Below are 24,557 nucleotides of genomic sequence, written 5' to 3' on the forward strand. Positions count from 1 at the left end.
CATCACGGGTGGAGATCGCCCGCGCGCCACGCGAGCGAAATCCGCTATGATCTGCGGGCACGAGATGCATGAACCCGCTCAACGAAGGATGGCGTTCGCGTGGACTCCCTGTTCGACCAAGTAGTCCAGCGCAGCGGCCTTTCGCCGGTCTTCGCGAAGGGCACGATCCAGCGCGCCTTCGCGCGGATCGGGGTCGACGCAAACAAGATGAAGCGGGACGATCTCGAACGCGCGCTGCCGACGCTCCAGGCCGCGCTGGGCGTCTTCCTGCCGCCGCACGAGCTCAAGGAACGCATCACGGACATCGGCAGGCTCTGCCGCTGATCGCGGAGCAAGGGGGGCGCACGTGGGCGCCATCATCGACGCGCTGACCGAACTGCAGCACGAGCACGGCTGGCTCGAGGACACGCGCCTCGTCGAGCTCGCGCAGAAGCTCGGCGTGCCGCTCTACCGGATCGAAGGCCTCGTCTCGTTTTACCCGCACTTCCGCCGCGAGCCGCCGCCACGCGTGGAGGTCGCGCTCTGCCGCGACATGACCTGCAGGCTCGCCGGCGGCCGCGATTTCCTGACCCGCGCGCGGCGAGCGCTCGCGACCGATCCGTCCGTGGCCGTGCGCGACGCGAGTTGCCTCGGCCGCTGCGATCACGCACCGGCGGCCACGATCAACGAGAGGCCGGTCCACGCGGGGGACCTCGTCGCCCTCGCCGAGCTCGTTCGCCGGCCCGAGGAAGCAGGGCCCGACGAGACGACCACGACGGCGCGACGCTGGGCGAGTGATCCGTACGAGGACCAGGCATCCAGGTACGGCGTGCTCGTGTCGCTGCGCGGGGAGGCGCTCGCGGCCGATCGGATCGTGGCGACGCTCGAGGCGAGCGGGCTGCGTGGCATGGGCGGCGCGGGTTTCCCGACGGGGCTCAAGTGGAAGTTCGTCCGCAAGGAGGCGGCGCGCCCGAAGTACGTCGTGTGCAACGCGGACGAGAGCGAGCCGGGGACGTTCAAGGACCGCGTGATCCTCGACGAGCTCCCGCACCTCGTCCTCGAAGGTATGGCCATCGCCGCGCTCGTGGTCGGGGCCTCCGAGGGGATCGTGTTCATCCGCCACGAGTACGGGCCCGAGAAGGAGAAGCTCGCGCGAGCCATCGAGGAGGCTCGCGAGAGCGGCGCGCTCGGCCCCGACGCCCTCGGCCCAGAAAAGCCCTTCGACGTGCGGATCGTCGTCTCGCCGGGCGGGTACATCCTCGGCGAGGAGACGGCGCTGCTCGAGTGCCTCGAAGACAACCGCGGCGAGCCGAGGAACAAGCCGCCGTTCCCCGGTCAGAAGGGCCTCTTCGGTTGCCCCACGCTGATGAACAACGTCGAGACGTTCTCGTACGTGCCGCTCATCGTGAAGGAGGGCGCGGAGGCGTGGAAGGCGCGCGGCGTGCGCGGCTCGGGCGGGCTCAAGTTCATCGCGCTGTCGGGCGACGTCGCGGCGCCGGGCGTCTATCAAGTGCCCATGGGCACGACGATCGGCGAGCTCATCGAGCGGGCCGGCGGCACGCGCGACGGGAGGCCGATCCTCGCGATCGCGCCCGGCGGGGCGTCGTCGAATTTCTTGCGCGCGGACGCCGTCGACGCGCCGCTCGACTTCGACGCGCTGCAGAAGCGCGGATCGATGCTCGGCTCGGGCGCGGTGCTCGTGGTGTGCGAAGGCGCGGACATCGTCGACCTCGTGACGAACGTGGTGGCCTTCTTCCGCAACGAGTCGTGCGGCAAGTGCGTGCCGTGCCGCGTGGGCACGGAGAAGGCCGTCGCGATCCTCGAAGAGGCCGTCCTCGGCCGCGGGAAGAAGCGGCACCTCGCCGTGCTCGGAGAGCTCGCCGAGACCCTCGCCGAGACCTCGATCTGCGGCCTCGGCCAGGTCGCCGTCGCGCCCTTCCTCTCCGTCCTGCGCGCGTTCGAGGACGACGTGCGCGCCCGCTTCCCGGAGGACTGAGCGAGCATGAGCGGCAGAGACGTGCGCATGCGCGGCTTCCAGAGGCGCGCGAGCGTCGACGAGGCGCTCTCCACGCTCGCGTCCCGCTCGATCGCGCTCGACGCCGAGCGCGTGCCCGTGACGGAGGCGAGCGGGCGCGTGCTCGCCGAGGACGTATGCGCCGCCGTGAGCGTGCCGCACTTCCGACGCGCCGCGATGGATGGATGGGCCGTCGTCGGTGAGTCGACGTTCGGCGCGAGCACGTACGCGCCCGCCTCGCTCGTGCTCATCGGCGAGGCGAGGCCGGGCAGGCCGTTCGCAGGCGCGCTTCGTCATGGTGAGGCCGTGCGGATCACGACGGGCGCGCCCGTACCCGAGGGCGCGGACGCGGTCCTCATGGCGGAGCGCGCCGAGGAGATCACGCGCGGGGACCGGACGATCGTCTCGGTCGTGGAGCCGGTCTCGCCCGGCAAACACGTCGGCGCGGTGGGCGAGGACGTGCCCGCGGGATCGATCGTGGCGCGGCGCGGGCGCAAGCTCCGGCCGCAGGACGTGGGGCTCCTGGCGAGCGTCGGCGCGGCCCTCGTGCCCGTCGTGGCGAGGCCACGCGTGCGGGTCGTGATCACGGGCGACGAGCTGCTCGCGCCGGGCCAGATGCCCGAGGGATCATGCATCGTGGACTCGAACAGCGTGGTGCTCGCGGCGCTCGTCGCGCGGGACGGCGGCGCGCTCTCGCCGACGGTACGCGCGGCGGATCGGTACGAGCTCGTGCGCGAGGCGATCGCAGCGGGTGACGAGGACGTCGTGCTCGTCTCGGGTGGCTCGTCCGTGGGGCCGGAGGATCACGCGCCGCTCGCGCTCGCCGAGATCGGCGAGCTCACCGTGCACGGCGTGGCCATGCGCCCTTCGAGCCCGGCCGGCTTCGGCTTCATCGCCGGCAAAACTCGCGAGCGCACCGTCTTCCTCCTGCCGGGCAACCCGGTCTCGTGCTTGTGTGCGTACGAGTTCTTTGCAGGTCCAACGATCCGCGCGCTCGGAGGCCTGCCCCGGGCGTGGCCACACAGGCGCGCGCGCGGCCGCCTCGCCGCGAAGATCGTCTCGGAGCTCGGCCGCGTGGATTACGTCCGCGTGGCGTACGACGGCGCGCGGGTCACGCCGATCATGACGAGCGGCGCGTCCATCCTCTCCTCGACGACCCGCGCGGACGGCGTCGTGCTCGTCTCGGCCGGCAGCGAGGGCCACGCCGAGGACGAGGAGGTCGAGGTCTTCCTGTACGATTGACCTCGGGGGGCGTCGTGAAGCAAGCGCAGTTCCTCAACGTCGTGGACCGAGCCGAGGCCGAGCGTCGCTTCCGTGCGGCGATCGGCGAGCTCGGACCCGTGGGCGCCGAGGTCGTCCCGCTCGACGCGGCGCTCGGGCGCCTGCTCGCCGAGGACGTCGCGAGCCCCGTCGACGTGCCCGGCTTCGATCGCTCGAACGTCGACGGCTACGCGGTGCGCGCGGCCGACACCTTCGGCGCGACCGAACACGAGCCCCGCCGGCTGCGGCGCTTGCCCGACGTGGTCGCGATGGGCCGCATCCCCGAGGCGACCGTCGAGCCCAACACGGCCCTCGCGATCCCCACGGGCGGCGCCGTGCCCCGCGGCGCCGACGCGATCGTCATGGTCGAGCACACGCAGCTCGACGGCGACGACGTGCTCATCACGAAGGCCGCGATCCCCGGCCGATCGATCACCTACGCCGGCACCGACGTCGCGCAGGGCGAGGTCGTGCTCCGCGCGAAGGAGCGTCTCACCTCGCGCGAGACGGGCGTGCTCGCGGCGATCGGTCTTGATCACGTTGCGGTCCTCGCGCGGCCTCGCGTGGCGATCCTCTCGACCGGCGACGAGATCGTCCCGCCCGGCCAGCCTCTGCCGCCGGGCGCCGTCTACGATTCGAACGCCCGCATCCTCGCCGACGCCGTCCGCGAGGCCGGCGGTGAGCCCTTCCTCGCGGGCATCGTGCCCGACGACGAGGCCGCCGTACGCGGCGCGCTCGTCCGCGCCCTCGCCGAGGCCCACGTCGTGCTGCTCTCGGGCGGCACCTCGAAGGGGCCGGGCGACCTCAACACGCGTGTCCTCGCCGAGGCCCTCGAGCCGCCCGGCATCGTCGTGCACGGCGTCGCCCTCAAGCCGGGCAAACCTCTCTGCCTCGCCTCGAGCGCGGGCAAACCCGTCGTCGTCCTGCCCGGCTTCCCGACCTCGGCGATCTTCACCTTCCACGAGTTCGTCGCGCCCGTCGTCCGCGCGCTCGCGGGCCGCTCCGAGCGCGCGGACGACACGCTCGCGGCGCGCCTGCCCTTCCGCGTCACGAGCGAGCACGGCCGCACCGAGTACGTGCTCGTGCGCCTCGTCTCGGACGAACACGGCGCGCTCGTCGCGTATCCCATCGGCAAGGGCTCGGGCTCCGTGACCACCTTCTCCCAGGCCGACGGCTTCTTCATCATCGACGAGCGCGTCGAGATGCTCGACGCCGGCGACGTCGTCGCCATCCACCCCGTCGCCGGCTCTCGCCCGCGGCAGGTCGACCTCGTCGTCATCGGCAGCCATTGCGTCGGCCTCGACGTCTTGCTCGGCCGCCTCGCCGCTTCGGGCACCACGAGCAAGCTCATCGCCGTCGGCAGCGAGGCCGGACTCGCCGCCGTTCGTCGCGGCGAGTGCGACGTCGCGGGCGTCCACCTCTACGACCCCGAGACCGGCACCTACAACACGCCTTTCCTCGGCCCGGGGCTCGAGCTCGTCCGCGGCTACGGCCGCATGCAGGGCGTCGTCTTCCGCCCCGGCGACGCGCGCTTCGAGGGCAAACGCGCCGAGGACGCCGTCCGCGAGGCCGCGCGCGCGCCCGGCGTCGTGATGATCAACCGGAACCGCGGCAGCGGCACCCGCGCGCTCTACGATCGCCTCCTCGAAGGCGCGCGCCCCGCCGGCCACTCCGTCGAGGCCTCCTCCCACCGCGCCGTCGCCGCCGCCGTCGCCCAGGGCCGCGCCGATTTCGGCGTCGCGATCGACATCGTCGCCCGCGACCGCGGCCTCGGCTTCCTCCCGATCGGCGAGGAGCGCTTCGACTTCGTGGTGCCCTCCGCGCGCCTCGCGAGGACCGCCGTACGCGCGTTCCTGGCGGAGCTCGCGAGTGAACCTGCGCGGAACACCCTGCGCGCCCGAGGGCTGCTCGCTTGAACGAAGCACGTATCCCCGGCCTCGGCGCCGTCGTCCTCGCGGGCGGCAGGAGCAGCCGCATGGGCCGCCCCAAGGCCTGGCTGCCCTTCGGCGACGAGCACCTCCTCCAGCGCGTCGTGCGTCGCCTCGCCACGGTCGCCTCGCCCCTCGTCGTCGTCCGCGCCCCCGGGCAGGACCTCCCGCCGCTGCCGCCCGACGTCATCCTCGCCGACGACCCCGTCGAGGGCCGCGGCCCGCTCCAGGGCATCGCGGTTGGCCTCGCGTCCCTCACCGGCGCGGCCGACGCCGCGTTCGTCTCCTCCACCGACGCGCCGTTCGTGGATCCCGCGCTCGTGCGTTTCCTCTGGGAACTACGCGGCGCGTCGCACGACGTCGTCGTCCCGCGCGCCGGCGGCCATTACCACCCGCTCGCGGCCGTGTACGGCACCTCGGTGAAATCCGAGATCGACCACCTCCTCGCAGAGGACCGCCTCCGCCCGTTTTTCCTCTTCGAACGCGTGCGCACGCTCGTCGTCCCGGAAGATCGGCTCCACGAAGCGCCCGGGCTCGCCCTCTCCGGCGACGAGATCCTCGCCTTGCGAAACCTCAACACGCAGGACGACTGGCGCGCCGCGCTCGACGTCGCGGGCCTGCCGAGGCCACGCGATCCGGCTTGAGCCGAGGCCGAAGGCCGGCCACCCTACGCCCGATGCAAAGGGACCAAGCCGAGACGACCGACCTTCGCCCCGCGGCCCCCGCAGAGGCCGCCGAGGCGCCTCTGCAAGATCCCTATGCCGACGCCGCCCCGGCCGCCGCGGGGCCGCTCCGGTGGCAAAAGAACCTGCTCCTCTTCCTGCTCACCATCGTCTCGACCCTCGTCACCTTCGCCCTCGCGAACGGCCTCATCCCGGCCGGTGCGCCCTTCGCCGAGCAGATCCGCGGCGTCCTCCGCGCCTGGACCTACACCGTCCCGCTCATGGCCATCCTGCTCACGCACGAGCTCGGCCATTACTTCGCGGCGCGCCTCCACAAAGTCCCGGCCTCCTTGCCCTTCTTCATTCCGCTGCCCCTCCTGAGCCCCTTCGGCACCATGGGCGCGGTCATCGGGATGAGCGGCCGCATCAAGAGCCGCAATGCATTGCTCGACATCGGCGCGGCCGGCCCGCTCGCCGGGCTGCTCGTCGCCATCCCCGTGATCCTCTACGGCCTGCGCACCTCGCCCGTCCTGCCCATCCCCGAGGAGGGCATCCAGGAGGGGCAATGCCTGCTATATTTCGTATTGAAGCGCCTCGCCCTCGGCGCGATCCCCGAGGGGCACGACGTCTTCCTCAATGGCCCCGCGTTCGCCGGCTGGGTCGGGCTCTTCGTGACCATGCTGAACCTGGTCCCCGTCGGCCAGCTCGACGGCGGGCACATCGCGTATGCCCTCTTCGGCGAGAAGCAGAATCGTTATGCCCGGATCGTCCACGTGACGATGCTCGGCATGTTCCTTTTGAACCTCGCCCGCTTCCTGCCCCCCGCGCTCCGCGCCGGCGAGGGGATCGGCGACGCCGTCGGCAATTCGATCTCGTGGCTCGTGTGGTTCGTCCTGGTCCACCTGCTCGGCCGCCTCGGCGGCAAGGACCACCCCCCGACCGAGCCCGGCGAGCTCTCGCCCGTGCGCCGCGGCGTCGCCGTCCTCTCGCTCGTCGTCTTCGTCCTGCTCTTCATGCCCACGCCGTGGGCGACCTACTGAGCATCAGCCCGCCGCGCGACGCCGGAGCCCGCCCCGCGGCCGCCCCATCCGCCGCGCCCGGGCCACGCGCGCCCCGAGCGCCTGCACGTCCGCGGCGGCGTCGGACGCAGGCCGCTCCTCCTCCTCGTCGTCGAATTCGCCCAGCACGAACTCGACGAACGTCACGGCTTCCATGTATTCGTTTGCCGTGAACGACCAGGGATCGGCCGGGACGGGCCTCCGGTCGTGGCGCGCAATGGATGGACGGCGGCGAATGCGAGGAGCAAGAAAGCGCATGGTGTTCTCTCGAAGGTAAGATGGTTACAGCTCTAAGTACGTAAGAAGAGATGCCCGTCCCGCTCTTTTCGCTCGCCTCCCGTCACGAAAAAGAGCAGGGCGTTTTCAAGGTTGCTTCGCTTTGACGGCCTCCGCCATCGCCTCGACGAGCGACATCGCCGGCGGGGGCACCGAAGGTATCGCCTCCTCCTCGACCTCCGCCGCGGGCGCCTTCGTCGTCGCGACGGTCGGCGCATTCCGGTTCGTCCGGGGCACGTGGCTCTGCCATTTCGGCGCAGGCATCGCCGCGGCCTTCGCCGCCGGCAGCGCCATCACCGGCTCCGGCGGCGGCGGCGGCAAGATCGTGGAGAGCCGGAAGCTCGTGGCGATCCGGTGCGCCCGCTCGGCCGCGCCCGCCATCACCTTGCCCGCGAGCTCCGGCGCCGATAACGACGAGCGCCCCGCCCGCGCCGTCCGCTCCACGCCGACCTTGTACCCCATCACGAGCGACCCGCCGACCGCCACCGCCAAGAGGACCCGGTCGAACGTGAACGCCCGCGGCGGTCGCGACGACGAAGGCGCACGCTCGCGCGAGGCGTCGTTGCTCGTGGCCGGCGCGGCCGGAAAGAGGTCCACGCCGCGGATCGCCTCGCGGACGCTGAGCGACACCTCCCCGATCCCGGGCATCGGCGGCGGCAGGATCGACGCGCGGGACGAACGATCGGCGAGCTCGTGCAGCTCCGCGATCCTGTCCCGCGTGCTCCGCGGCCCCTCGCGCCCGGCCCCGGGCGTCCAGATACACGTCGGATCCTCGTCCGGATCCGAAATCTCCGTTTTCCCCAAGAAACGCGCGGCGAAGACCTCCGACACGCACCGCGGACAGATCGCCCCCTCCGGCACCGGGCGCTCCCCCTCCCCGGTCGACCCACAGACGCCGCAACTCGATCTCATTGGATCCCCCCGAATCCAAGCCGTATGATCAGCTAGTGCCTCATATTACCAACCAAGGGCGGCCGCGCTTGTCCATTCGACGCTGTTCGCCTGGTGCGGCGAGCGGGGGATAGGCGCTTGCTCCGGGCGGAAGGGGCGTTTCGCGCGGGGCGTGAAACTCGCGCGCGGCCGGGCTCGTGTGCTAGGACGGCGTTCGCTTTCAGAAAGAGGAAACGAAGAATGGGACTCTCGGATGCGCTCGCGGACAAGGACAAGAAGAGCCGGATCATCTCCGACTGCGCCACGCTGATCGACGAAGAGGTCGCGTCGAAGGGGTTCACCGCGCTGCCGCTCAAGGCGGGTTACAAGGCGATCAAGGGCATCAAGCCCGGCTTCATTCCGCACGTCATCGAGTCGCTCCTGCCCGAGATGGCCACGAAGGTCGACCCGATCTGGGACGAGGGCGTGTCCACGGGCAATCCCGTGAAATTCTTCCAGGACAACCGCGGGCGCGTCGCCGACGCGCTACTGTCCGTGACCGACGCGAAATCGAAAAACGCGAAAAACGCGATCGTCCGTTCGACCTACGAGTCGCTGCGCGGAACGGCCAAGAAGCACGTCGAGGAGGCCATCCCGCGCCTCTCGAAGGTCATCGAAAAATACGCGTGATCAGGCGACCTGCGCCCCCGCCACGCGCGGGATGTCCGGCTCGACGAAGCACCAGCGGACGTCGCTCCGCCGGCTCCGCAACGCCGTCTCGAACTCGTTGATCGACGTGCAGACCTCGTTCGTGGTCACGCCGTCGTAGAAGCTCACCTTCACGCAGACGAGCACCTCGCCCGGCCCCTGCTGCACCGTGATCACGTGCAGCACCCGGTCGATCTTCGGGTGCTTCGCGATCACCTGCCGCACGGCCACCTCGACCTCCGGATCGGCCGACTCGCCGATCAGGAGCGACATGACCTCCACCGCGAGGAAGACGGCCACGGCCATCAGCACGACCCCGATCGCGATGCTGCCGATCGCGTCCCACTTCGGATCGTTCGTCACGTACGCCGCCGTGAGCGCGAGCGACGCGAGGATGAGGCCCAGCGAGGCCGCCGCGTTCTCGCCGAAGACCACGACGAGGTCCGAGTCCTTCGTGTCGCGGAGGTACTGGAAGAACGGCTTCTGCCCGCGGCGCTTGTTCATCTCGCGGATGTTCGAGATCGTCGCTGCGCCCTCGATCAGCAGGGAAAACCCGAGGATCCCGAGGCCGAGGTGCACCTTCTCCACGGGCTCGGGGTGGCCGAGCTTGTGGATCCCCTCGTAGATCGAGAAGACGCCGCCGCCCGAGAAGAGCAAGAGCGCCACGAGGAACGACCAGAAGTAGAGCGAGCGCCCGTAGCCGAGCGGGTGCGACGCGTCCGGCTTCTTCCGCGCCCGCTTCACGCCGAGCAGGAGCAGGAGCTGATTGCCGCAATCCGCCGCCGAGTGCAGCGTCTCGGCGAGCAGCGCGCCCGAGCCCGTCATGAACGCGACGACGCCCTTGCCCGCTGCGATCGCGAGGTTGGCGAAGAGCGACTGGACGATATGGGAGGTCGAGTTGTCTTCCGACGACGACACGGAAGACCTTGTATCACGAGCGCGCCGCCCCAAAACGAAAACCCCAGCACGGCCAGGCCATGCTGGGGTCCTCGCTCTCCTCGGGCGCGCCTACGTCAGTCGCGCTTCGAGGGCGGGTCGCCGAACGAGCGCTGGAAGAGCTCCTCGATCGCCTGCTTGCCGTCGTCGGTCAGGTTCTGCGTCCCGATGCCGGCGAAGGCCTCGCTCTTGATGAGCGGCAAGGTCGCCATCTCCCACGCCGACCCGCTCCAGCGGAACCACGTCCGCTTCTGCTGATCGAAGACGTAGAGCGGCTTCTTCCAGAGCCTCGCGAGCTCCGCGCCCCAGCCCGTCCCGCCGCGGACCGTGCCGTCGTCCTGGATCTGGCCGACGACGAAGACCTCACGCGCCGCGTTGATCTGGTACCAGATCGTCTGCAGCACGTTGCGCACCAGCGGGATCTCGCTGAGCACGCGGCCGAGGCGCTTCGAGACGTAGACCAGGCTGAAGTCGCCGCGGCGCAGGTCCGCCTCGCTCAGCTCCACGACCCCACGCGCGCGCTCGCGCAACGTGTGGCCCTCGAAGCTGTAGTTCGTCTCCGTGAGGCCCCAGCGCTCCGCGCACGCGCCGAACGCCGCCTCCGCGCCCTTCGCGCCGCCCGAGAAGAGGCGGAAGCGCTTCGCGTCACGCGGGCGCTCCGAGGCCGGAGGGATGTCCGCGTCGATGATCCGCATCGTGTGCGGCTGGAGGCGGAGCGAGAGATCGGCGATCTCCTTGCTGTCGTGGTCCTTCAGGAGGCGCAGGCGCACGACGTCCTTCTCGGGGTCGAGGTAGACCACGACGCCGAGTTTGTCGAAGAACCGATCGATCGGCGCGGGCGCCGAGCCCGGCTTCGCCTCGCCGGCGCCCTTCGTCGTCCTCGACGAGAGCCAGAGCTCGGCCGAGTGATCCCGGGCGATCGTGGCCAGCGTGTTCACCATGGCCTCGGTCGCGTGGGCGAAGTCGAAGCCGTCGATGATGATCACGTCCGGCGAGAAGTGCGCGATCTCGCGGGCGAACGCGACGGTCTCGACGAGCTTCTTCATCGACGACGACAGGCCCTCGGTCGTGTTCGCGTGGCCGAGGAGCGAGAAGATCAGCCGGTGACGCTCGAGGTCGAGGCGCACGGCCTCGGGCTCGGCGAGCTTCGTGTACGTCGCGATGTCGTGGAAGAGCTCGTCGTAGTAGGCGCGCACGTGATCGACGGCGTGCTCCGTCGAGATGTGCAGGACGCGCCGGTCGCGCAGCAGATCGTCCAGCGCGATCTGCACGAGCAGCGCCGTCTTGCCGACGCCCGCGCGCGAGAGCACGACACCCACGTTGCCGCGGCCCAGGCCGCCGTGCATCGACTTCTCGAAGACCCGCATGGGGCTCCGCTCGTTGACCTCTTTGCGGTACATGGGTGCCCTCACTTCCCCTTCTTCGCCAGCTCTTCTTTGTGCTTCTTGATGAGCTCCTCGGAGATCGCTCCGGGGACCGGGGCGTACCGGGAGAACTCCATGGTAAACTCGGCCTTGCCCTGCGTCGCGGAGCGAAGAACGGTCGAGAACCCGAACATCTCGGCGAGGGGGACCTCCGCCTCGACGCGGCAGAAGCCGTCCGACTCCGTCGTGCCGATGATGATGCCGCGGCGCTGCATCAGGATGCCGACGACCCCGCCCTGGAACTCGGCCGGGCTCTCGGCGGCGACCTTCATCAGCGGCTCGAGGATCTGCGGACCCGCCTTCGGATACGCCTCACGCCACGCGCCGCGCGCTGCCTCCTGGAACGCGATGTCCGAGGAGTCGACCGCGTGGGCCGCGCCGTCGTTGATCGTCACGCGCACGCCCGTCACGGGCGCCTGGATCACGAGGCCCTTCGCGAGCATCGAGCGGAAGCCCTTGTCGCAGGAGGGGATGAACTCCTTCGGGATGGAGCCGCCCGTGATGTCGTCGACGAACTCGTACGCGTCGTCCATGGGCTCCATGAAGCCCGCGACCTTGCCGTACTGACCCGAGCCGCCGGTCTGCTTCTTGTGCGTGTAGTTGAACTCCACGCGGCGGGTGATCGTCTCGCGGTACGCGACGCGCGGCGGGCTCGTCACGACCTCGGCGCCGTACTCGCGCTTCATGCGCTCGATGTACACGTCGAGGTGCAGCTCGCCCATGCCCTGGACGATCGTCTCGTTCGTCTCGGGATCGCTGCCCACGCGGAAGGTCGGGTCTTCCTTCGTGAAGCGCTTCAGCGCCTTCGACATGTTGACCTGCGCCTTGTTGTCCTTCGGCGTCACGGTCAACGCGATGACCGGCTCGGGCACGTGCATGCTCGTCATCGCCACGCTGAGCGTGCCGTCGGTGAACGTGTCGCCCGAGTTGCAGTCGACGCCGAACATCGCGACGATGTCACCCGCGCCCGCGCTGTCGATGTCCTCCATCTCGTCGGAGTGCATGCGGACGAGGCGGCCGACCTTGTGGCGCTTGCCCGTGCGCGTGTTCGTGATCTCCTTGCCCTTCAAGACCGTGCCCTGGTAGACGCGCAGGTACGAGAGCTGGCCGTAGCGGCCGTCCTCGAGCTTGAACGCGAGCATCACGAGCGGCTTGTCGGGATCACTCTCGAGCGCGATCTTCGCCTCGTCCTTCTCGAGGTCGACGGCGTGGTTCGTGACGTCCGTCGGGCAGGGCAAGAACTTCGTCACCCCGTCGAGCAGGAGCTGCACGGCCTTGTTCTTGTAGGCCGAGCCCATCATCACGGGCACGATCTGGAGGTTCACCGTGGCCGAGCGGATGGCCTTGTTGATGAGGTCCTCGGTGACCTTCTCCTCGAGCATCGCCTCGGTGAGCTCGTCGGAGAACATGGAGAGCGCGTCGAGCATCTCCTCGCGGCACTTCTGCGCCTCGGCCTGCATGTCGGCCGGCACGTCGGACTCGAGGATCTTCTCGCCGTTCGCGCCCTCGAACCGGAACGCCTTCATCTTGGTCAGGTCGACGACGCCCTCGAACTTGTCCTCGAGGCCGATCGGGAGCTGCAAGAGCACCGGGTTCAGGTTGAGCTTCTCGCGGAGCTGATCACGCGCGCGGAGCGGGTTCGCGCCGGCGCGGTCGCACTTGTTCACGAACGCGATGCGCGGGACGCCGTAGCGGCGCATCTGCCGATCGACCGTGAGCGACTGCGACTGCACGCCCGCGACCGAGCACAGCACCAGGATCGCGCCGTCGAGCACGCGCAAGCTGCGCTCGACCTCGATCGTGAAGTCGACGTGCCCGGGCGTGTCGATGATGTTGATCTGGGTGTTGCCCCAGTTGCAGAAGGTCGCCGCGGACTGGATGGTGATCCCGCGCTCGCGCTCGAGGTCCATCGAGTCCATCTTCGCGCCGACGCCGTCCTTGCCCTTCACGTCGTGAATGGCGTGGATCCTCTTCGTGTAGAAGAGGATGCGCTCGGTCAGCGTGGTCTTCCCCGAGTCGATGTGGGCGCTGATTCCTATGTTCCTGAGCCTGGACAGATCGCTGATCACGAAGAGGACTCCTGCCGCCTACCTCAGGGAGGGCGGCTCTCGGCAAAAAACGCGGCGCGCTATAATCGTTGGCTGGGGTGCACGCCAGGGGAAAGTGGACTGGCGTGCCCGCTGACACCGTCTCGTCACGCCGGTGAGGGACGAGATTCCCCTCTTTTCGGGCTCGCCCATCGCATCGAAGGGCGCTCGACGAGCACCCACGATGCGTAGCCCACGATCAGCGAGGCGACCAGCGCGAACGACGTGGTGCCCGCGAGGTTCTTCCAGGTTGGAGGGGACTGGGGCTCGAGGTCCGAGAGCCCGAGGGCGAGCTGGTGATACAGAAACACGCCGTAACTCACGATCCCGACGAAGGCGAGCGGGCGCGGCGCGACGATCGCGAGCGCGCGGCCGCGGCAGAGCACCGCCGAGAGGACGAGCGCCGCCGTCACGAGCGAGAGGAGCGCGTAGGGCCATCCGCCGCCCGGCTCGAGGTAACGGAGCCCCTCCAGCCGGAACGCGACGACGAGCGCGGGCACACACGCCACGAGCGCGTAGGGCGCGATCGCAGCCGCGCGCGCGGATCGTGAGAGGACGACGAACGCCCGCGCCGCGAGCGCGCCGAGCACGAACTGATCGAGCCGGCTCGGGATCCACCGCCGCTGCGTCGCTTCGAGCAAGCCCGTGTGGACCCCCGGCTCGAGCACGATCGCGTGCAGCGCGGCGCGCGCGAGCCAGCTCCCCACCACGAGGGCCGCGCCGATCCAGAGCGCCCGCCTGCCCTCCCGCAGGATCACCGGCGCGAGCCACGGGAACAGGAGGTAGAAACAAGCCTCCGTCGTGAGCGACCACGTCGCCCCGATGATCACGATCCCGCCCGGCGAGACGTATCCTTGGAGCACCAACAGATGCGCGGCGAGCGAGGCGGGCAGCGCGGGCGCATCGAGCACGCCGCGGTGGAAGGCGAGCGTCACGACGAGCGCGACCCAGTACGCGGGCAGGATCCGCGCGGCGCGCCGGAGCAAGAACTCGCGCGGGGTTTGTCCTCCCGAACGGAGCCACGAGAGCCCCAGCGAGAAGCCCGAGAGCACGAAGAAGAGATCGACGCCCCACCACGCGTGGTGCAGCACGGTCAGGATCCACGGGACGAGCGGCGACGGCGCGTTCGCCTCGATCGCGGGTCGCACGAGCGGCAGGAACCGATCGCCTGCGTGCTGGACGAAGACGGCGAGGATCGCCACGCCGCGCAGCGCGTCGAGCTGCGGCAGGCTCGGGCCCGCGCGAGGCAGAGGCCTCTCGAGGGTCAGCGGCATGCGCCTAGCGCGGCTGGATGCGGGGCAGGCCCACGGTGTCGTCCCACTCGTCGCCGTACCCTTCGAAGTGGATGCGGTACCGCTCCTGCCCGACGATGCCGACGATCACGGCGGGGTACATCGTGCCGTGCCACTCGACGCGGACGCGATCGCCGATCTTGTAGATGTTCGTCTGCGCGGCCGCGATCGCCTTCGCGCGCACCTTCGCGGGCGGCTCGGGGTGCACGACCGTCCCCTCGACGAGGCCCTTCACGCGGTCGCGGGGCACGACCTCGTCCCAGATCGCGTCGTAGCCCTCGTAGTGCACCTTGAACTTCGTCGTCCCCTGCGTCTCGAGGATGACCGCCGGGTAGTTGTTCTTCTCCCACTCGACGAGGACCTTGTCGCCCACGTCATAGCGGCGCTTGCAGCCGGTCGACGTGACGGCGGCGAGGAGCGCGAGGGAGATCACCGAGGACCGAACGAAGGCCATGACGCGGAGTTCGAGCGTCGGAGAGACGTCTCCGGCTCCGGCGAGATACCCCCGAGGGACGGGGCTTGCAAGCACGCCGCGACCTCGCCCACCCAAGCGCGTGCCCTCGCGGTCGCATCATCCAACTGCGACAACTCCCTTCCACGAGGAAGTTGCATTACACGTTACGATGTCATCCATGGAACGCTTGAACCTCCTCGCTCCGGACGTCCGCCGAGACCCCTACCCTCACTACGCCGAGCTCCGCCGCTCGGCCCCGGTGGCCCTCGTCGATCCGGGCGTGTGGGCCGTGAGCCGCTACGACGACGTCGTGTCTGTCCTGAAGAACCCTGCCGTCTTCTCATCGCAGGGGCTGAAGGCGGCGACCACGCAGCCGTGGGTCGAGCACAACCCGATCGCCGAGTCGCTCGTCCTGCTCGACCCGCCGCGGCACACGGCCATCCGCGCGCTCGTCACGCACGCCTTCACCACGCGTGTCCTGCCCCGCGTCGAGCCGCTCGCGCGCCGGATCTGCGCCGCGTTCGCCGCGCGCGCCGGGCGCGGCCTCGAGGTCGACATCTGCGACGAGCTCTCGTCGACCTTGCCCGCCGGGGTGATCGCCAACCTGCTCGGCTTCGACGGCTCGCTCGCCGCCAAGTTTCGCACCTGGTCCGAGGACATCGTGGCCATCACCCCCGTGACGCCCGAGGAGGCGCGCCCGCGGATCGCCGCGTCGATCGCCGAGCTCACGCGGTACATCGAGGAGGTCTTCGTGGATCGCAAGCGCGCGCGTCGGGACGACCTCGCGAGTGATCTGCTCGACGCGGAGGTGGATGGCCGGCGCCTCGACGACGCCGAGCTCATGAGCTTCATGTTCCTCCTGCTCGTCGCCGGCTTCGAGACGACGACGCATCTGCTCACGAATTCGATGCGGATCCTCGCCGAGCGCCCCGAGCTGCTCGACCGCCTGCGCAGAGACCCCTCGATCATCCCGACGTTCGTGGAGGAGGTGCTCCGCTTCGAGCCGCCCGTGCACGCGACGCTGCGCCTCGTGCTACGCGACACCGAGCTCGCGGGCGTGGCATTGCCTGAGGGAACCGTGATCGCCGCGCTCCTCGCCTCGGCCAACCGCGACGAGACTCGATTCGACGACGCCGAGCGATTCGACATCGACCGCGGCCGCCGTCCGAACGTGGCCTTCGGGCACGGCATCCATTTCTGCCTCGGGGCTACGCTCGCCCGCGCCGAGGCGCGTATCGCGCTCGAGGAGCTCGTGCCGCACGTGAAGTCGATCCACGTGACGGAAGAGCCCACGTGGAATCACGGGCTCACCGTGCGTGGCCCCGTGCGTTGCGGGATCCGGTTCGAGCCGCTGTGAAAGGTCGGGTGGGATCGGGCTTCGTTCTGCGCTAGCATCGCGCGCGACGTGAGGTTCCGCCACATCAAGCTCGAAGCGGCGAGGGCGTGGGGCGCGGGGGTCGTTCCTCTCGGCCTTTGTGTGCTCGTCGTGGCGTGCGCGCCGAACCTCACCACGACGGGAGGCGCGGGCGGCGACGGCGGCGACGACAACGGCGGCGCGGGCGCGGGCGCGGGCGGGAGCGGAGGGGCGGGGGGCATTGGCGGCGGCGACGGCGGCGTGGTCCTTTGCCCCGAGGCGCCGAACACGCCCACGATGGTGCCCGTGTCGACCTCGGCCGGGAATTATTGTATCGACAGCACCGAGGTCACGAACGACCAGTACGCGACCTGGCTCGGGCTGGTCATGGGCATGGAGATCCCGCAGGTGACCGAATGTAGCTTCAACACGAGCTTCGTGCCGGCGAATGGAATGGCGCCGCCTGCCGACGAGGCTCCGGTCACGCTCGTCGATTGGTGCGACGCCGCGGCCTTCTGCGCGTGGCACGGAAAGCGTCTCTGCGGGAAGATCGGCGGCGGCTCGGTCCCGTACTCCGAGATCACGAGCGCCGCCGTGAGCCAGTGGCACAACGCGTGCAGCCATCACGGCGAGCTGTTTTTCCCGTACGGAAATACGTACTCGGTCAGCGCGTGTAATGGCCAGGACAAGGGGCTCGGCGCCGCGGTCGCGGTCGGCAGCCAATCCATCTGCGAGGGTGGTTTTCCGGGGATCTTCGACATGAGCGGCAACGTCTGGGAGTGGGAGGACGCCTGCGACGGGGCGGCGGGGGAAAACGACACGTGTCGCCGGCGCGGCGGCGGGTTCGCCAGCATCGGATCGGACCTCGATTGCTCGACGGCCGGGGGTCAGGCGCGGAGCACGGCGAATGCGACCACGGGCTTTCGTTGCTGTGTGGATGTCCCATGAAAGAACTCACCCCCGGCTCCCTCGTCGACCGCAAATACGCCATCGAAAAACCCCTCGGCGAGGGGGGCATGGGCGTCGTCTGGCTCGCGCGTGACGTGAACACCGACGTCCCCGTCGTCGTGAAGGCCATTCGCGCCGAGTACGCCCACCGCAAGGATTTCCGCGAGCGGATCCTCGCCGAGGGCCGCGCGCTCGCCCGCATCGACCACCCGAACGTCGTCCGCCTCAACGCCGTCGTCTCCGACGAGGACGGGCTCTGCCTCGTCATGCAATTCATCGAAGGCGAGACCCTCGAGGACCGCATCGCGCGCCATTCGAGATCCGGCGCGCCGCTCTCCGTCCCCGAGGCGCTCGCCCTCTTCCGCCCCATCGTACAGGGCGTCGCCGCGGCCCACGCCGAGGGCATCATCCACCGCGACCTCAAGCCCGCGAACGTGCTCATCCGCGGCAAGGACGGCATCGTCAAGGTCACCGATTTCGGCATCGCCAAGGACGAGGACGACGCGCAGAAAGGCAAGGGCAACACCGAGGGCGTCATCGGCTCGGTGCTCTACATGTCGCCCGAGCAATGCACCGGGAAGAAGGGCCTCGACAAACGGGTCGACGTCTACGCGCTCGGCATCCTGCTCTACGAGCTGCTCGTCGGGCAGGTGCCCTTCGACGATGACAGCCATTACATGATCATGACCTCGCACGTGAAGGAGCCGCTCCCGAAGATCCGGGCGAAGCGGCCCGACGTGCCCCCCTGGCTCGAGGCCGTCGCCGAGCGCTGCGCCGCGAAGAGGCGCGAGGATCGGTTCGGCTCGTGCGAGGAGATCCTCGCGGCCCTCGACGCGCAAGGCCGAGGTTTTTCCGGCCATACCGCTCCCGCCGCGCCGCTCCATTTCACCGCGCCGGCCGCGCCTCTCGGGGCGGACGTGGCGGCGCCGGGTTTCCCGCAGACGGCGCCGGCCTCGGTGATCACGGCGCCCGGCAACGAGCCGCCCCCGAAGCGCGGCCTCGCCGTGGCGCTCACCGTGGGGATCGCGGTCCTCGCCGGGCTCGGCATCTCCTATTCGCTCGGCCTCTTCGGCGCCCCCGAGGGCAAGGACGAGCGCGCGCAGGCCAGGGACGCGCCCGCGCCGGAGAGCCCGCCGAGCGCGACGAGCGCGGCCACGCAGGCGGCCCCGGAGCCGAATGCGGACGGGAAAAACCCCCTCGCCGCCCTCGCCGGCCCCTGGCGGAGCGACAGCGGCCGCGAGTACGACGCGGTCCTCGTCGGAGACCGCCTCGAAATGCGGATCCGCGACGCCAAGCCGTTTGCCGTCCAGGGCTACGAGCAGGGCGAGGCTCGGTTCGTGCTCCTGGTTTTACCGGGCAAACAGGACGTCTTCGGCGTCGAGGACCGACTGCGGCCGAACCCGCCCGCGGGCCATGCCTACGACGTCGAGCTCGCCCGCTCGACCTGCATCGTCCCGTACACCGAGATCGCGGGCAAACGACTGGAAGCGCGGCTCGACGGAGGGAAGCTCCACGTCTCCATGGTGCAGACGCAGCCCCCCCCGGCGAGCTACACGCGCGACGGCAAACGCGTCACGGGCTGCAGGAACCTCGCCGCCGCGCCGCTCACGCCCATTCAAAGCGTGCTCGGGAGGCCCTGAGCACGTCCCTCTTCCGAGCGGTCATTTCGCCTTCCCCGCCTCGATCCGCTGGATGATCGCGACCTCGTTCGCGAACATCTGCTTGCGCTCACCCATCTCGAACGTGGGCGCCGGGCCATTCGGGCCGGTGCGGCCCTGCTCGCCGGACGGGCCGAACTTGCCGAGCGCGCCATTCTTGCCGCTCCTCGGCTTGCAATCGGGATCCCCCGCCTTCAGCGCGCCGGCCTCGCCGCCCCGGCCGCCCTTCCCGCCCGCCCCGCCCGGCCCGCGATCGCCGCCCGGGCCGCCGAGGCTCTGGACGAGCAGCCTCCCCTTGAGTTTGTCCGCGTTCGCGTCGTCGAGGATCACCCGGATCGACCCGCCGGGCCCGCCGTCGCCGCCCCGGCCGCCCGGTCCGCCGTCGCCGCCGTTCGTGCCGTCGAGCCCATCGGCGCATTCGTCCGTCGCGTCCTTGCCGTCCCTGCCCCGCTCGCCCGGCGCGCCCTCGAGGCCCCGGCCGCCCTCCCCGCCGTACGTCGTGATCCGCACGGGTTTGTCTGCGGAGGGGCTGATCATGTAGGCGCGGTTGCCCGGCCAGTCGAGGCGGAGGAGCGCCGCGTCGGGGAAAAACGGCGTCGAGAGCGTCGTGATCGAGATCGTGAGCTCGGGCCCGGGCGCGCCCATCTCACCGTCGCGGCCCCTCGCGCCGCGGATCGTCTGCTGCATCTGGCAATCGTAGACGGGCTCGAGCTGGGCCTCGCCCTCCATCGATTTGCCGCCCGTCGCCGATTCGAGCCAGCCGCGCAGGCCCATACCCGTGTCGGCCGTCTTGAGGACGTCCTTGTCCGGCACCCAGATGAAATTGCCGCCGCCGACGATGCCGCTCGAGCCCTGGATACGCACCATCTCCGAGGCGATGACCGTGTCCTTTTCATTCATGCACCCCTTGTTCGGATCGACGTTGCTGCAGGACGTGCCGTCCTTCAGCTTGGCGACGACCTCGACCTGGAAGGGATCCCCGGGGCAAAAGAGCAATTGCCCCGACGCCGGCCGGACCGAGACGTTGACCACGTCCTTCGGCTCGATCTGCGCGTGCGACGGGCCGCAGCCGACGAGCGCGGGCATCGCGACGAAGAACGGGAGGGTGGCAAGAAGACGCAAAAGAGACATGGCTGAGCTCCTCGATGGACGGCTCGATGGACGGGGAAGCCGGGAGATGATTCAGGCGCCGCCGGCGGGCGGGACGTACGGCGTCTGCGGCGACGGCGGAGGCTGGCTCGACGGGGTCTGCCACACGCCGGCCTTGCGCTTCGTCGGGTCGATCCCGGCCGCCTTCGCCCGCCAGCAGCCGCGGGGTACGTCTTGCCAAACGCCGTTCACCTGCACGGCCTTGAGCAGGACGCGGCGGTTCACCGGATCGTCGACCTCGTCGCCCCTGTCCACGGCGGGGCAATATTCGCCGTATCCGACCGGGACCAGCCGGTTGCGGTCCACGCCGCCGCTCACGAGGGCGTTCGCGATGGCCTGGGCGCGGCGCTCGGTGAGGTTCAGGTTGTAGTTCTTGTCGCCCTTGCTCGAGGCGTGGCCCTCGATCTCCATGCGCTGGATCTGCGGGAATTGCTTGAGCACCTTCGCGATCTCGGCGACGGTCCCCTTCGCGGCCGGCGTGAGCTCGGCCGAATCGAGCTCGAAATCGACCCGCTTCGTCTCGGGGATCACGATCTCGTGTGACGTCTCGTCGTACGCGACCTCGCCCGCGGCCTGGTCGGGGCAGCCGTCCTCGTCGCGGTAACCATTCTGCGTCTCGGGCTGCTGCGGGCACTTGTCATTGACGTCGGCGACGCCGTCCTGATCGCCGTCGGGCGCGGGGCAGCCGTCGCTCGCGTTCGGCGGGAGGTTGTCCTCGGGCTGGACGGGGCACTTGTCGAGCGCATTCGCGACGCCGTCCTGGTCCTCGTCGTCCGAGGGGCAGCCGTCCTCGGCCTTCGGCGGCAGGCCGTCCTCCTTCGCGTAGGGGCATTTGTCGTCGGCGAGCAGGACGCCGTCGTTGTCGGGGTCGGTCGCGGGGCAGCCGTCGTTCGCCTTCGGCGGCAGGCCATCCTCGGCCTCCGCGGGGCAAGCGTCGTCGATGTCGGCGGCGCCGTCTTGATCCGTGTCCGCGCCTCGATCCGCGCTCCCGTACGTCGGGCGCGGCGCATAACCGGAGCCGCAAGCGACGGGCAGGAGCGAGAGGAGCAGGGCGACGAGGGGGCTACGAGCGAAGGTCTTTCGAGGGGACATGGCTGAAACGGCCGGGGAGCCTAGCCGGCCTCCGTCCCGTTGGGAAGTAAAGAGGTCGGTCGGAGCGCGGACCGCGCCTTCCACCCTTGCCATCGGGGCCGAAAGTGGGGAGGCTTCGAGCGTGATGGGACCCGACGATCGCGACGTTCTGGCGGAGGCCTCCGAGAGCGCGCCGCTCGTGCCGGCCGAGGCCTTGCTCGCGCCGCCGCGGGCGAAGGTGCGGGCGTCGGTGGCGCGGATGCTCGGCCACTGGTTCGTGGTGGCGGCGTCGAACGAGCTCGGAGATCGGCCGATCGCGCGGACCTTGCTCGGCGTGCCGATCGTGCTCTTCCGCGACGGCGAGGGCAAGCCGGGGGCTCTGCTCGACCGCTGCCCGCACCGGAACGTACCGCTCTCGATCGGCGAGGTGGTGGAGGGGCAGCTCCAGTGCTCGTACCACGGCTGGCGCTTCGATCGCGGGGGCACCTGCAAGTTCGTGCCCTCGCTGCTCGGGGACGCGACGGCGAAGGCGCGCAACGCGCCGAGTTACGCGGCGCGGGAGCAGGACGGGTTCGTCTGGGTGTACGGGGCGCCGAACGAGGCGCCGAAGACCGAGCCTTACCGCTTCCCGCAGCTCGGCAAGGGGTACACGACGGTGCGGCGGCGCGTGGAGTCCGAGAGCACGATGCACGCGGCGCTGGAGAACGCGCTCGACGTGCCGCACACGCAGTACCTGCACAGCGGCCTCTTCCGCTCGAAGCCGCGGGGCATCCAGATCGAGGCGCGCGTGACGCGCACGCACGACCGCGTGGTGGCCGAATACGTGGGCGAGCCGCGGCCGACGGGCCTCGTGGCGAGGATCCTCTCGCCGTCGGGCGGGGAGGTGACGCATTTCGACCGGTTCATCCTGCCCTCGATCGCGGAGGTCGAGTACCGGATTGGCACGGAGAACCATTTTTATGTCTCGGCCGCGATGACGCCGGTGACGGATTTCCTGACGCACATCTACGCGGTGGTGAGCTTCAAGGTGCGCCTGTTCCCGGGCTGGCTGCTCAAGCCGTTCTTGATGCCGCTCGGCCTCAAGGTGTTCGCGCAGGACGCGGCGCTCCTGAAGCTGCAGACGGAGAACATCAAGCGCTTCGGGGGCGAGCAGTACGCGTCGACGGAGATCGACGTGCTCGGCCGGCACATCTGGCGGCTGATGCGGCAGGCCGAGCGGGGCAGTGTGTCGACGGGCGAAAACGTTCATGAAGAGACGGTGAAACTTCTGGTGTAGCCAGGTGAAAATTGGTTCCAGAAGGTAAAACGGTTTCTTTTCCCGGCGAGAGGAGCGTGGTAGGGCGATGGGCAAGGAGGCAACACAGATGAGAGAGGCCGCTCGCAAGCTCGTCACGTTCGCCGAGTACATCGCGTTCGAGGAGAAGGCGGAGACGAAACACGAGTACAGGGACGGGGAGATCGTCGCGATGACGGGGGGGTCGTACGAGCACGCCCGTCTGACGATCACGGTGGGGCGCATGCTGGGAAACCAGCTCGAGGGACGGCGCTGCGCGGTATTCAGCCCGGATGCTCGTTTGCGGGTGCTCGCCACGGGCCTCGCGACCTATCCCGATCTGAGCGTCGTCTGCGGCAAGCTGGAGAGGGATCCGGAGCACAAGCACACGATGACGAACCCCACCGTGCTCGTGGAGGTCCTCTCGCCGAGCACCGAGGCGTACGACCGCGGGGATAAGTTCGTCGACTACCAGCAGATCCCCTCGCTGAAGGAGTACGTGCTCGTGTCATCCGAGCGGCGGCGCATCGAGGTCTTTCGCCGGCAGACGGATGGCTCGTGGACCTACCACCACACAGCAGAAAAAGGGGTCACCGAGCTCGCCTCGATCGGCTGCAAGCTCGATCTCGACGAGATCTATCGCAATCCGCTGGAAGAAAGCGCCTGAGGTCTCCGCTCCGGCGCGCTCGGCTTTTTTTTGCTTTCGAGGTCAATCATGCATGGGAAAACTCTCTCCGTCAGCGCCCTCCTCGTCGGCCTCGCGCTCGTCGCGTGTTCTCCCGAGACCCGCAATTACGGCACGGGCGGCGGTGGTCCGGGCGGCGGCGGACCGGGCGGCGGCGGACCGGGCGGCGGCGGACCGGGCGGCGGCGGCGCCGGCGGCAATCCGAGCTGCGCGGTCGGGACCGATGATTGCGACGACATGCCCGGCTGCGAGACGAGCACCGTGGACGATCCCATGAACTGCGGCGGCTGCGGCGTCGTCTGCCAGCGATCGTGCGTCGCGGGGGTCTGCGACGATCCGGTCCAGGTCGCCCTCGGCAACCGGCACTCGTGCGCGCGGACGGGGGGCGGGGACGTGTATTGCTGGGGGAACAACTCGGCGTACGAGCTCGGGATCGGCAGCAGCACCAGCACGCCCACGCCGCAGAAGGTCGCCGTCGCGGGCAAGGCCATCCACCTCGACGCGGGCGGGGGCATGTTCAAGAACGCGGCCGGCGCGGACCTGCTCATGGCGCACACCTGCGCCGTCCTCGACGACACCACGGTCCAGTGCTGGGGCTGGAACACGAGCGGGCAGCTCGGGACGTCGAGCGGCAACTGGCAGGACAAACCCACGACGGCCGTGAGCCTGGTCGGCGCGACGGAGGTGAGCGTCGGCGGGCGGCACACCTGCGCGGTGACGGGCAAGGGCGAGCTCTACTGCTGGGGCGCCAATGACAAGGGGCAATGCGGCCTCGGGACGCCGAGCGAGAAGGTCGAGATGCCCACGCTGGTGGCGCTCTCCGACGTCGCGCACGTCTCCGCGGGTTACGAGCACACGTGCGCGGTGACGAACGGCGGCACGCTCCATTGCTGGGGCGTGAACGGCATTTATGGTCGGCTCGGGATCGGGGACGGGCCCGATCAGCCCGCGCCGAAGGTCGTGAGCTTCACGGCCGTGGAGCAGGTCTCGGCCGGGTACGAGCATACCTGCGCCTTGAAGGGCGGGCAGCAATATTGCTGGGGCAACGGCTATCAGGGCCAGCTCGGCATCGACGGCGAGTTCACCTGGCGCACGGCGCCCTCGGACCCGTCGGCGCTCCCCTCGGCGAGCTTCGTCTCCGCGGGTTTTCAGCACACGGCGAGCGTGACGGCGGACGGCCGGGCGTATGTGTCGAGCACCCAGGTGCGCATCGGCGACGGGACGACCGAATCCACGTACGTGCCCTTGCCCGTGACCCTGACCGACGTCGCCGAGATCGCGGCCGGATCGAGCCACACCTGCGCGCGCACGAGCGAGGGCCGGATCCACTGCTGGGGCAACAACAAAGAGGCGCTGTTCACCGAGCCGGGCATGGCCGACGAGGTCCTCTCCCCGCTCGTCATCAACTTCCCTCCTTGAGATCCTGATTTTCCGCCCTGGGTACGCTGTGATAGGTCTGTAGGCCGCGCGG

The 24,557-nt window shown here is 69.8% G+C and carries 22 protein-coding genes; 13 read left to right on the forward strand and 9 right to left on the reverse strand.

Annotated features, from left to right (window positions below; all coding sequences use genetic code 11):
- Positions 1–99 precede the first annotated feature (99 nt).
- The 6 genes from GF068_RS13530 to GF068_RS13555 are packed head-to-tail and all read left to right on the forward strand — an operon-like array spanning position 100 to position 6,883.
- Positions 100–324 carry a hypothetical protein gene (locus GF068_RS13530; protein WP_153819748.1) on the forward strand — a complete coding sequence of 75 codons (225 nt, stop codon included), beginning with the start codon at positions 100–102 and terminating at the stop codon, positions 322–324.
- 22 nt (positions 325–346) lie between these two features.
- Positions 347–1,975, forward strand: a complete 1,629-nt coding sequence (locus GF068_RS13535; RefSeq protein ID WP_153819749.1) for an NADH-ubiquinone oxidoreductase-F iron-sulfur binding region domain-containing protein — start codon at positions 347–349, stop codon at positions 1,973–1,975.
- Between the two features lie 6 nt (positions 1,976–1,981).
- On the forward strand, positions 1,982–3,235 hold the full coding sequence (locus GF068_RS13540) for a molybdopterin molybdotransferase MoeA (protein ID WP_206079467.1): 1,254 nt from the start codon (positions 1,982–1,984) through the stop codon (positions 3,233–3,235).
- A gap of 14 nt (positions 3,236–3,249) precedes the next feature.
- Positions 3,250–5,169, forward strand: coding sequence for a molybdopterin biosynthesis protein (locus GF068_RS13545; protein ID WP_206079468.1), 1,920 nt, complete (start codon positions 3,250–3,252; stop codon positions 5,167–5,169).
- Positions 5,166–5,825, forward strand: coding sequence for a molybdenum cofactor guanylyltransferase (gene mobA, locus GF068_RS13550; protein ID WP_240806849.1), 660 nt, complete (start codon positions 5,166–5,168; stop codon positions 5,823–5,825). Before GF068_RS13545 ends, mobA begins: the two co-directional genes overlap by 4 nt.
- A gap of 32 nt (positions 5,826–5,857) precedes the next feature.
- Positions 5,858–6,883, forward strand: coding sequence for a site-2 protease family protein (locus GF068_RS13555; RefSeq protein ID WP_153819751.1), 1,026 nt, complete (start codon positions 5,858–5,860; stop codon positions 6,881–6,883).
- Between the two features lie 3 nt (positions 6,884–6,886).
- On the opposite strand, the gene GF068_RS13560 is transcribed toward GF068_RS13555, so the two are convergent.
- Together GF068_RS13560 and GF068_RS13565 are read right to left on the reverse strand one after the other, a co-directional pair.
- Positions 6,887–7,159, reverse strand: coding sequence for a hypothetical protein (locus GF068_RS13560; RefSeq protein ID WP_153819752.1), 273 nt, complete (start codon positions 7,157–7,159; stop codon positions 6,887–6,889).
- 105 nt (positions 7,160–7,264) lie between these two features.
- On the reverse strand, positions 7,265–8,038 hold the full coding sequence (locus tag GF068_RS13565) for a hypothetical protein (RefSeq protein ID WP_153819753.1): 774 nt from the start codon (positions 8,036–8,038) through the stop codon (positions 7,265–7,267).
- Positions 8,039–8,308: 270 nt separating this feature from the next.
- On the opposite strand from GF068_RS13565, the gene GF068_RS13570 reads away from it, so the two are divergent.
- Positions 8,309–8,737, forward strand: a complete 429-nt coding sequence (locus GF068_RS13570; protein WP_153819754.1) for a DUF6918 family protein — start codon at positions 8,309–8,311, stop codon at positions 8,735–8,737.
- Here the strand turns inward: GF068_RS13570 and GF068_RS13575 are convergent, their stop codons facing one another.
- The 5 genes from GF068_RS13575 to GF068_RS13595 all read right to left on the reverse strand — a co-directional run bounded on the left by GF068_RS13575 (position 8,738) and on the right by GF068_RS13595 (position 14,948).
- Positions 8,738–9,673 carry a cation diffusion facilitator family transporter gene (locus GF068_RS13575; protein ID WP_206079469.1) on the reverse strand — a complete coding sequence of 312 codons (936 nt, stop codon included), beginning with the start codon at positions 9,671–9,673 and terminating at the stop codon, positions 8,738–8,740. It lies immediately after the preceding gene.
- A gap of 95 nt (positions 9,674–9,768) precedes the next feature.
- A complete protein-coding gene (locus tag GF068_RS13580; RefSeq protein ID WP_153819756.1) occupies positions 9,769–11,091 on the reverse strand; it encodes an AAA family ATPase in 1,323 nt (440 codons plus the stop codon).
- A gap of 8 nt (positions 11,092–11,099) precedes the next feature.
- Positions 11,100–13,184 (reverse strand): elongation factor G, encoded by a 2,085-nt coding sequence (gene fusA / locus GF068_RS13585; protein ID WP_338046372.1) that lies wholly within the window; start codon positions 13,182–13,184, stop codon positions 11,100–11,102.
- Positions 13,185–13,309: 125 nt separating this feature from the next.
- Complete coding sequence (locus tag GF068_RS13590) at positions 13,310–14,476, reverse strand: acyltransferase family protein (protein ID WP_153819757.1); 1,167 nt, start codon at positions 14,474–14,476, stop codon at positions 13,310–13,312.
- Between the two features lie 4 nt (positions 14,477–14,480).
- Positions 14,481–14,948 carry a Tudor-knot domain-containing protein gene (locus GF068_RS13595; protein WP_153819758.1) on the reverse strand — a complete coding sequence of 156 codons (468 nt, stop codon included), beginning with the start codon at positions 14,946–14,948 and terminating at the stop codon, positions 14,481–14,483.
- 178 nt (positions 14,949–15,126) lie between these two features.
- Here GF068_RS13595 and GF068_RS13600 point away from each other — a divergent pair, with 178 nt between their 5' ends.
- From GF068_RS13600 to GF068_RS13610, 3 genes are read left to right on the forward strand one after another with little or no spacing between them, the layout of a single operon-like run.
- Complete coding sequence (locus GF068_RS13600; RefSeq protein WP_153819759.1) at positions 15,127–16,305, forward strand: cytochrome P450; 1,179 nt, start codon at positions 15,127–15,129, stop codon at positions 16,303–16,305.
- Between the two features lie 48 nt (positions 16,306–16,353).
- Positions 16,354–17,250, forward strand: a complete 897-nt coding sequence (locus GF068_RS13605; RefSeq protein WP_153819760.1) for an SUMF1/EgtB/PvdO family nonheme iron enzyme — start codon at positions 16,354–16,356, stop codon at positions 17,248–17,250.
- A complete protein-coding gene (locus GF068_RS13610; RefSeq protein WP_153819761.1) occupies positions 17,247–18,890 on the forward strand; it encodes a serine/threonine-protein kinase in 1,644 nt (547 codons plus the stop codon). Before GF068_RS13605 ends, GF068_RS13610 begins: the two co-directional genes overlap by 4 nt.
- Positions 18,891–18,911: 21 nt before the next feature.
- Here the strand turns inward: GF068_RS13610 and GF068_RS13615 are convergent, their stop codons facing one another.
- Together GF068_RS13615 and GF068_RS13620 are read right to left on the reverse strand one after the other, a co-directional pair.
- Positions 18,912–20,039 (reverse strand): hypothetical protein, encoded by a 1,128-nt coding sequence (locus tag GF068_RS13615; RefSeq protein ID WP_153819762.1) that lies wholly within the window; start codon positions 20,037–20,039, stop codon positions 18,912–18,914.
- A 51-nt stretch (positions 20,040–20,090) separates the two neighbouring features.
- Complete coding sequence (locus GF068_RS13620; RefSeq protein WP_153819763.1) at positions 20,091–21,149, reverse strand: OmpA family protein; 1,059 nt, start codon at positions 21,147–21,149, stop codon at positions 20,091–20,093.
- Positions 21,150–21,273: 124 nt separating this feature from the next.
- On the opposite strand from GF068_RS13620, the gene GF068_RS13625 reads away from it, so the two are divergent.
- The 3 genes from GF068_RS13625 to GF068_RS13640 all read left to right on the forward strand — a co-directional run bounded on the left by GF068_RS13625 (position 21,274) and on the right by GF068_RS13640 (position 24,505).
- Positions 21,274–22,404 (forward strand): Rieske 2Fe-2S domain-containing protein, encoded by a 1,131-nt coding sequence (locus GF068_RS13625; RefSeq protein ID WP_153819764.1) that lies wholly within the window; start codon positions 21,274–21,276, stop codon positions 22,402–22,404.
- A gap of 88 nt (positions 22,405–22,492) precedes the next feature.
- Positions 22,493–23,068 (forward strand): Uma2 family endonuclease, encoded by a 576-nt coding sequence (locus GF068_RS13630; RefSeq protein ID WP_153819765.1) that lies wholly within the window; start codon positions 22,493–22,495, stop codon positions 23,066–23,068.
- Positions 23,069–23,116: 48 nt separating this feature from the next.
- Positions 23,117–24,505 carry an RCC1 domain-containing protein gene (locus GF068_RS13640; RefSeq protein ID WP_170319462.1) on the forward strand — a complete coding sequence of 463 codons (1,389 nt, stop codon included), beginning with the start codon at positions 23,117–23,119 and terminating at the stop codon, positions 24,503–24,505.
- The last annotated feature ends 52 nt before the right edge of the window (positions 24,506–24,557 follow it).

Source organism: Polyangium spumosum (genome assembly GCF_009649845.1).
In the GTDB taxonomy this organism is placed as follows: Bacteria; Myxococcota_A; Polyangia; order Polyangiales; family Polyangiaceae; genus Polyangium; species Polyangium spumosum.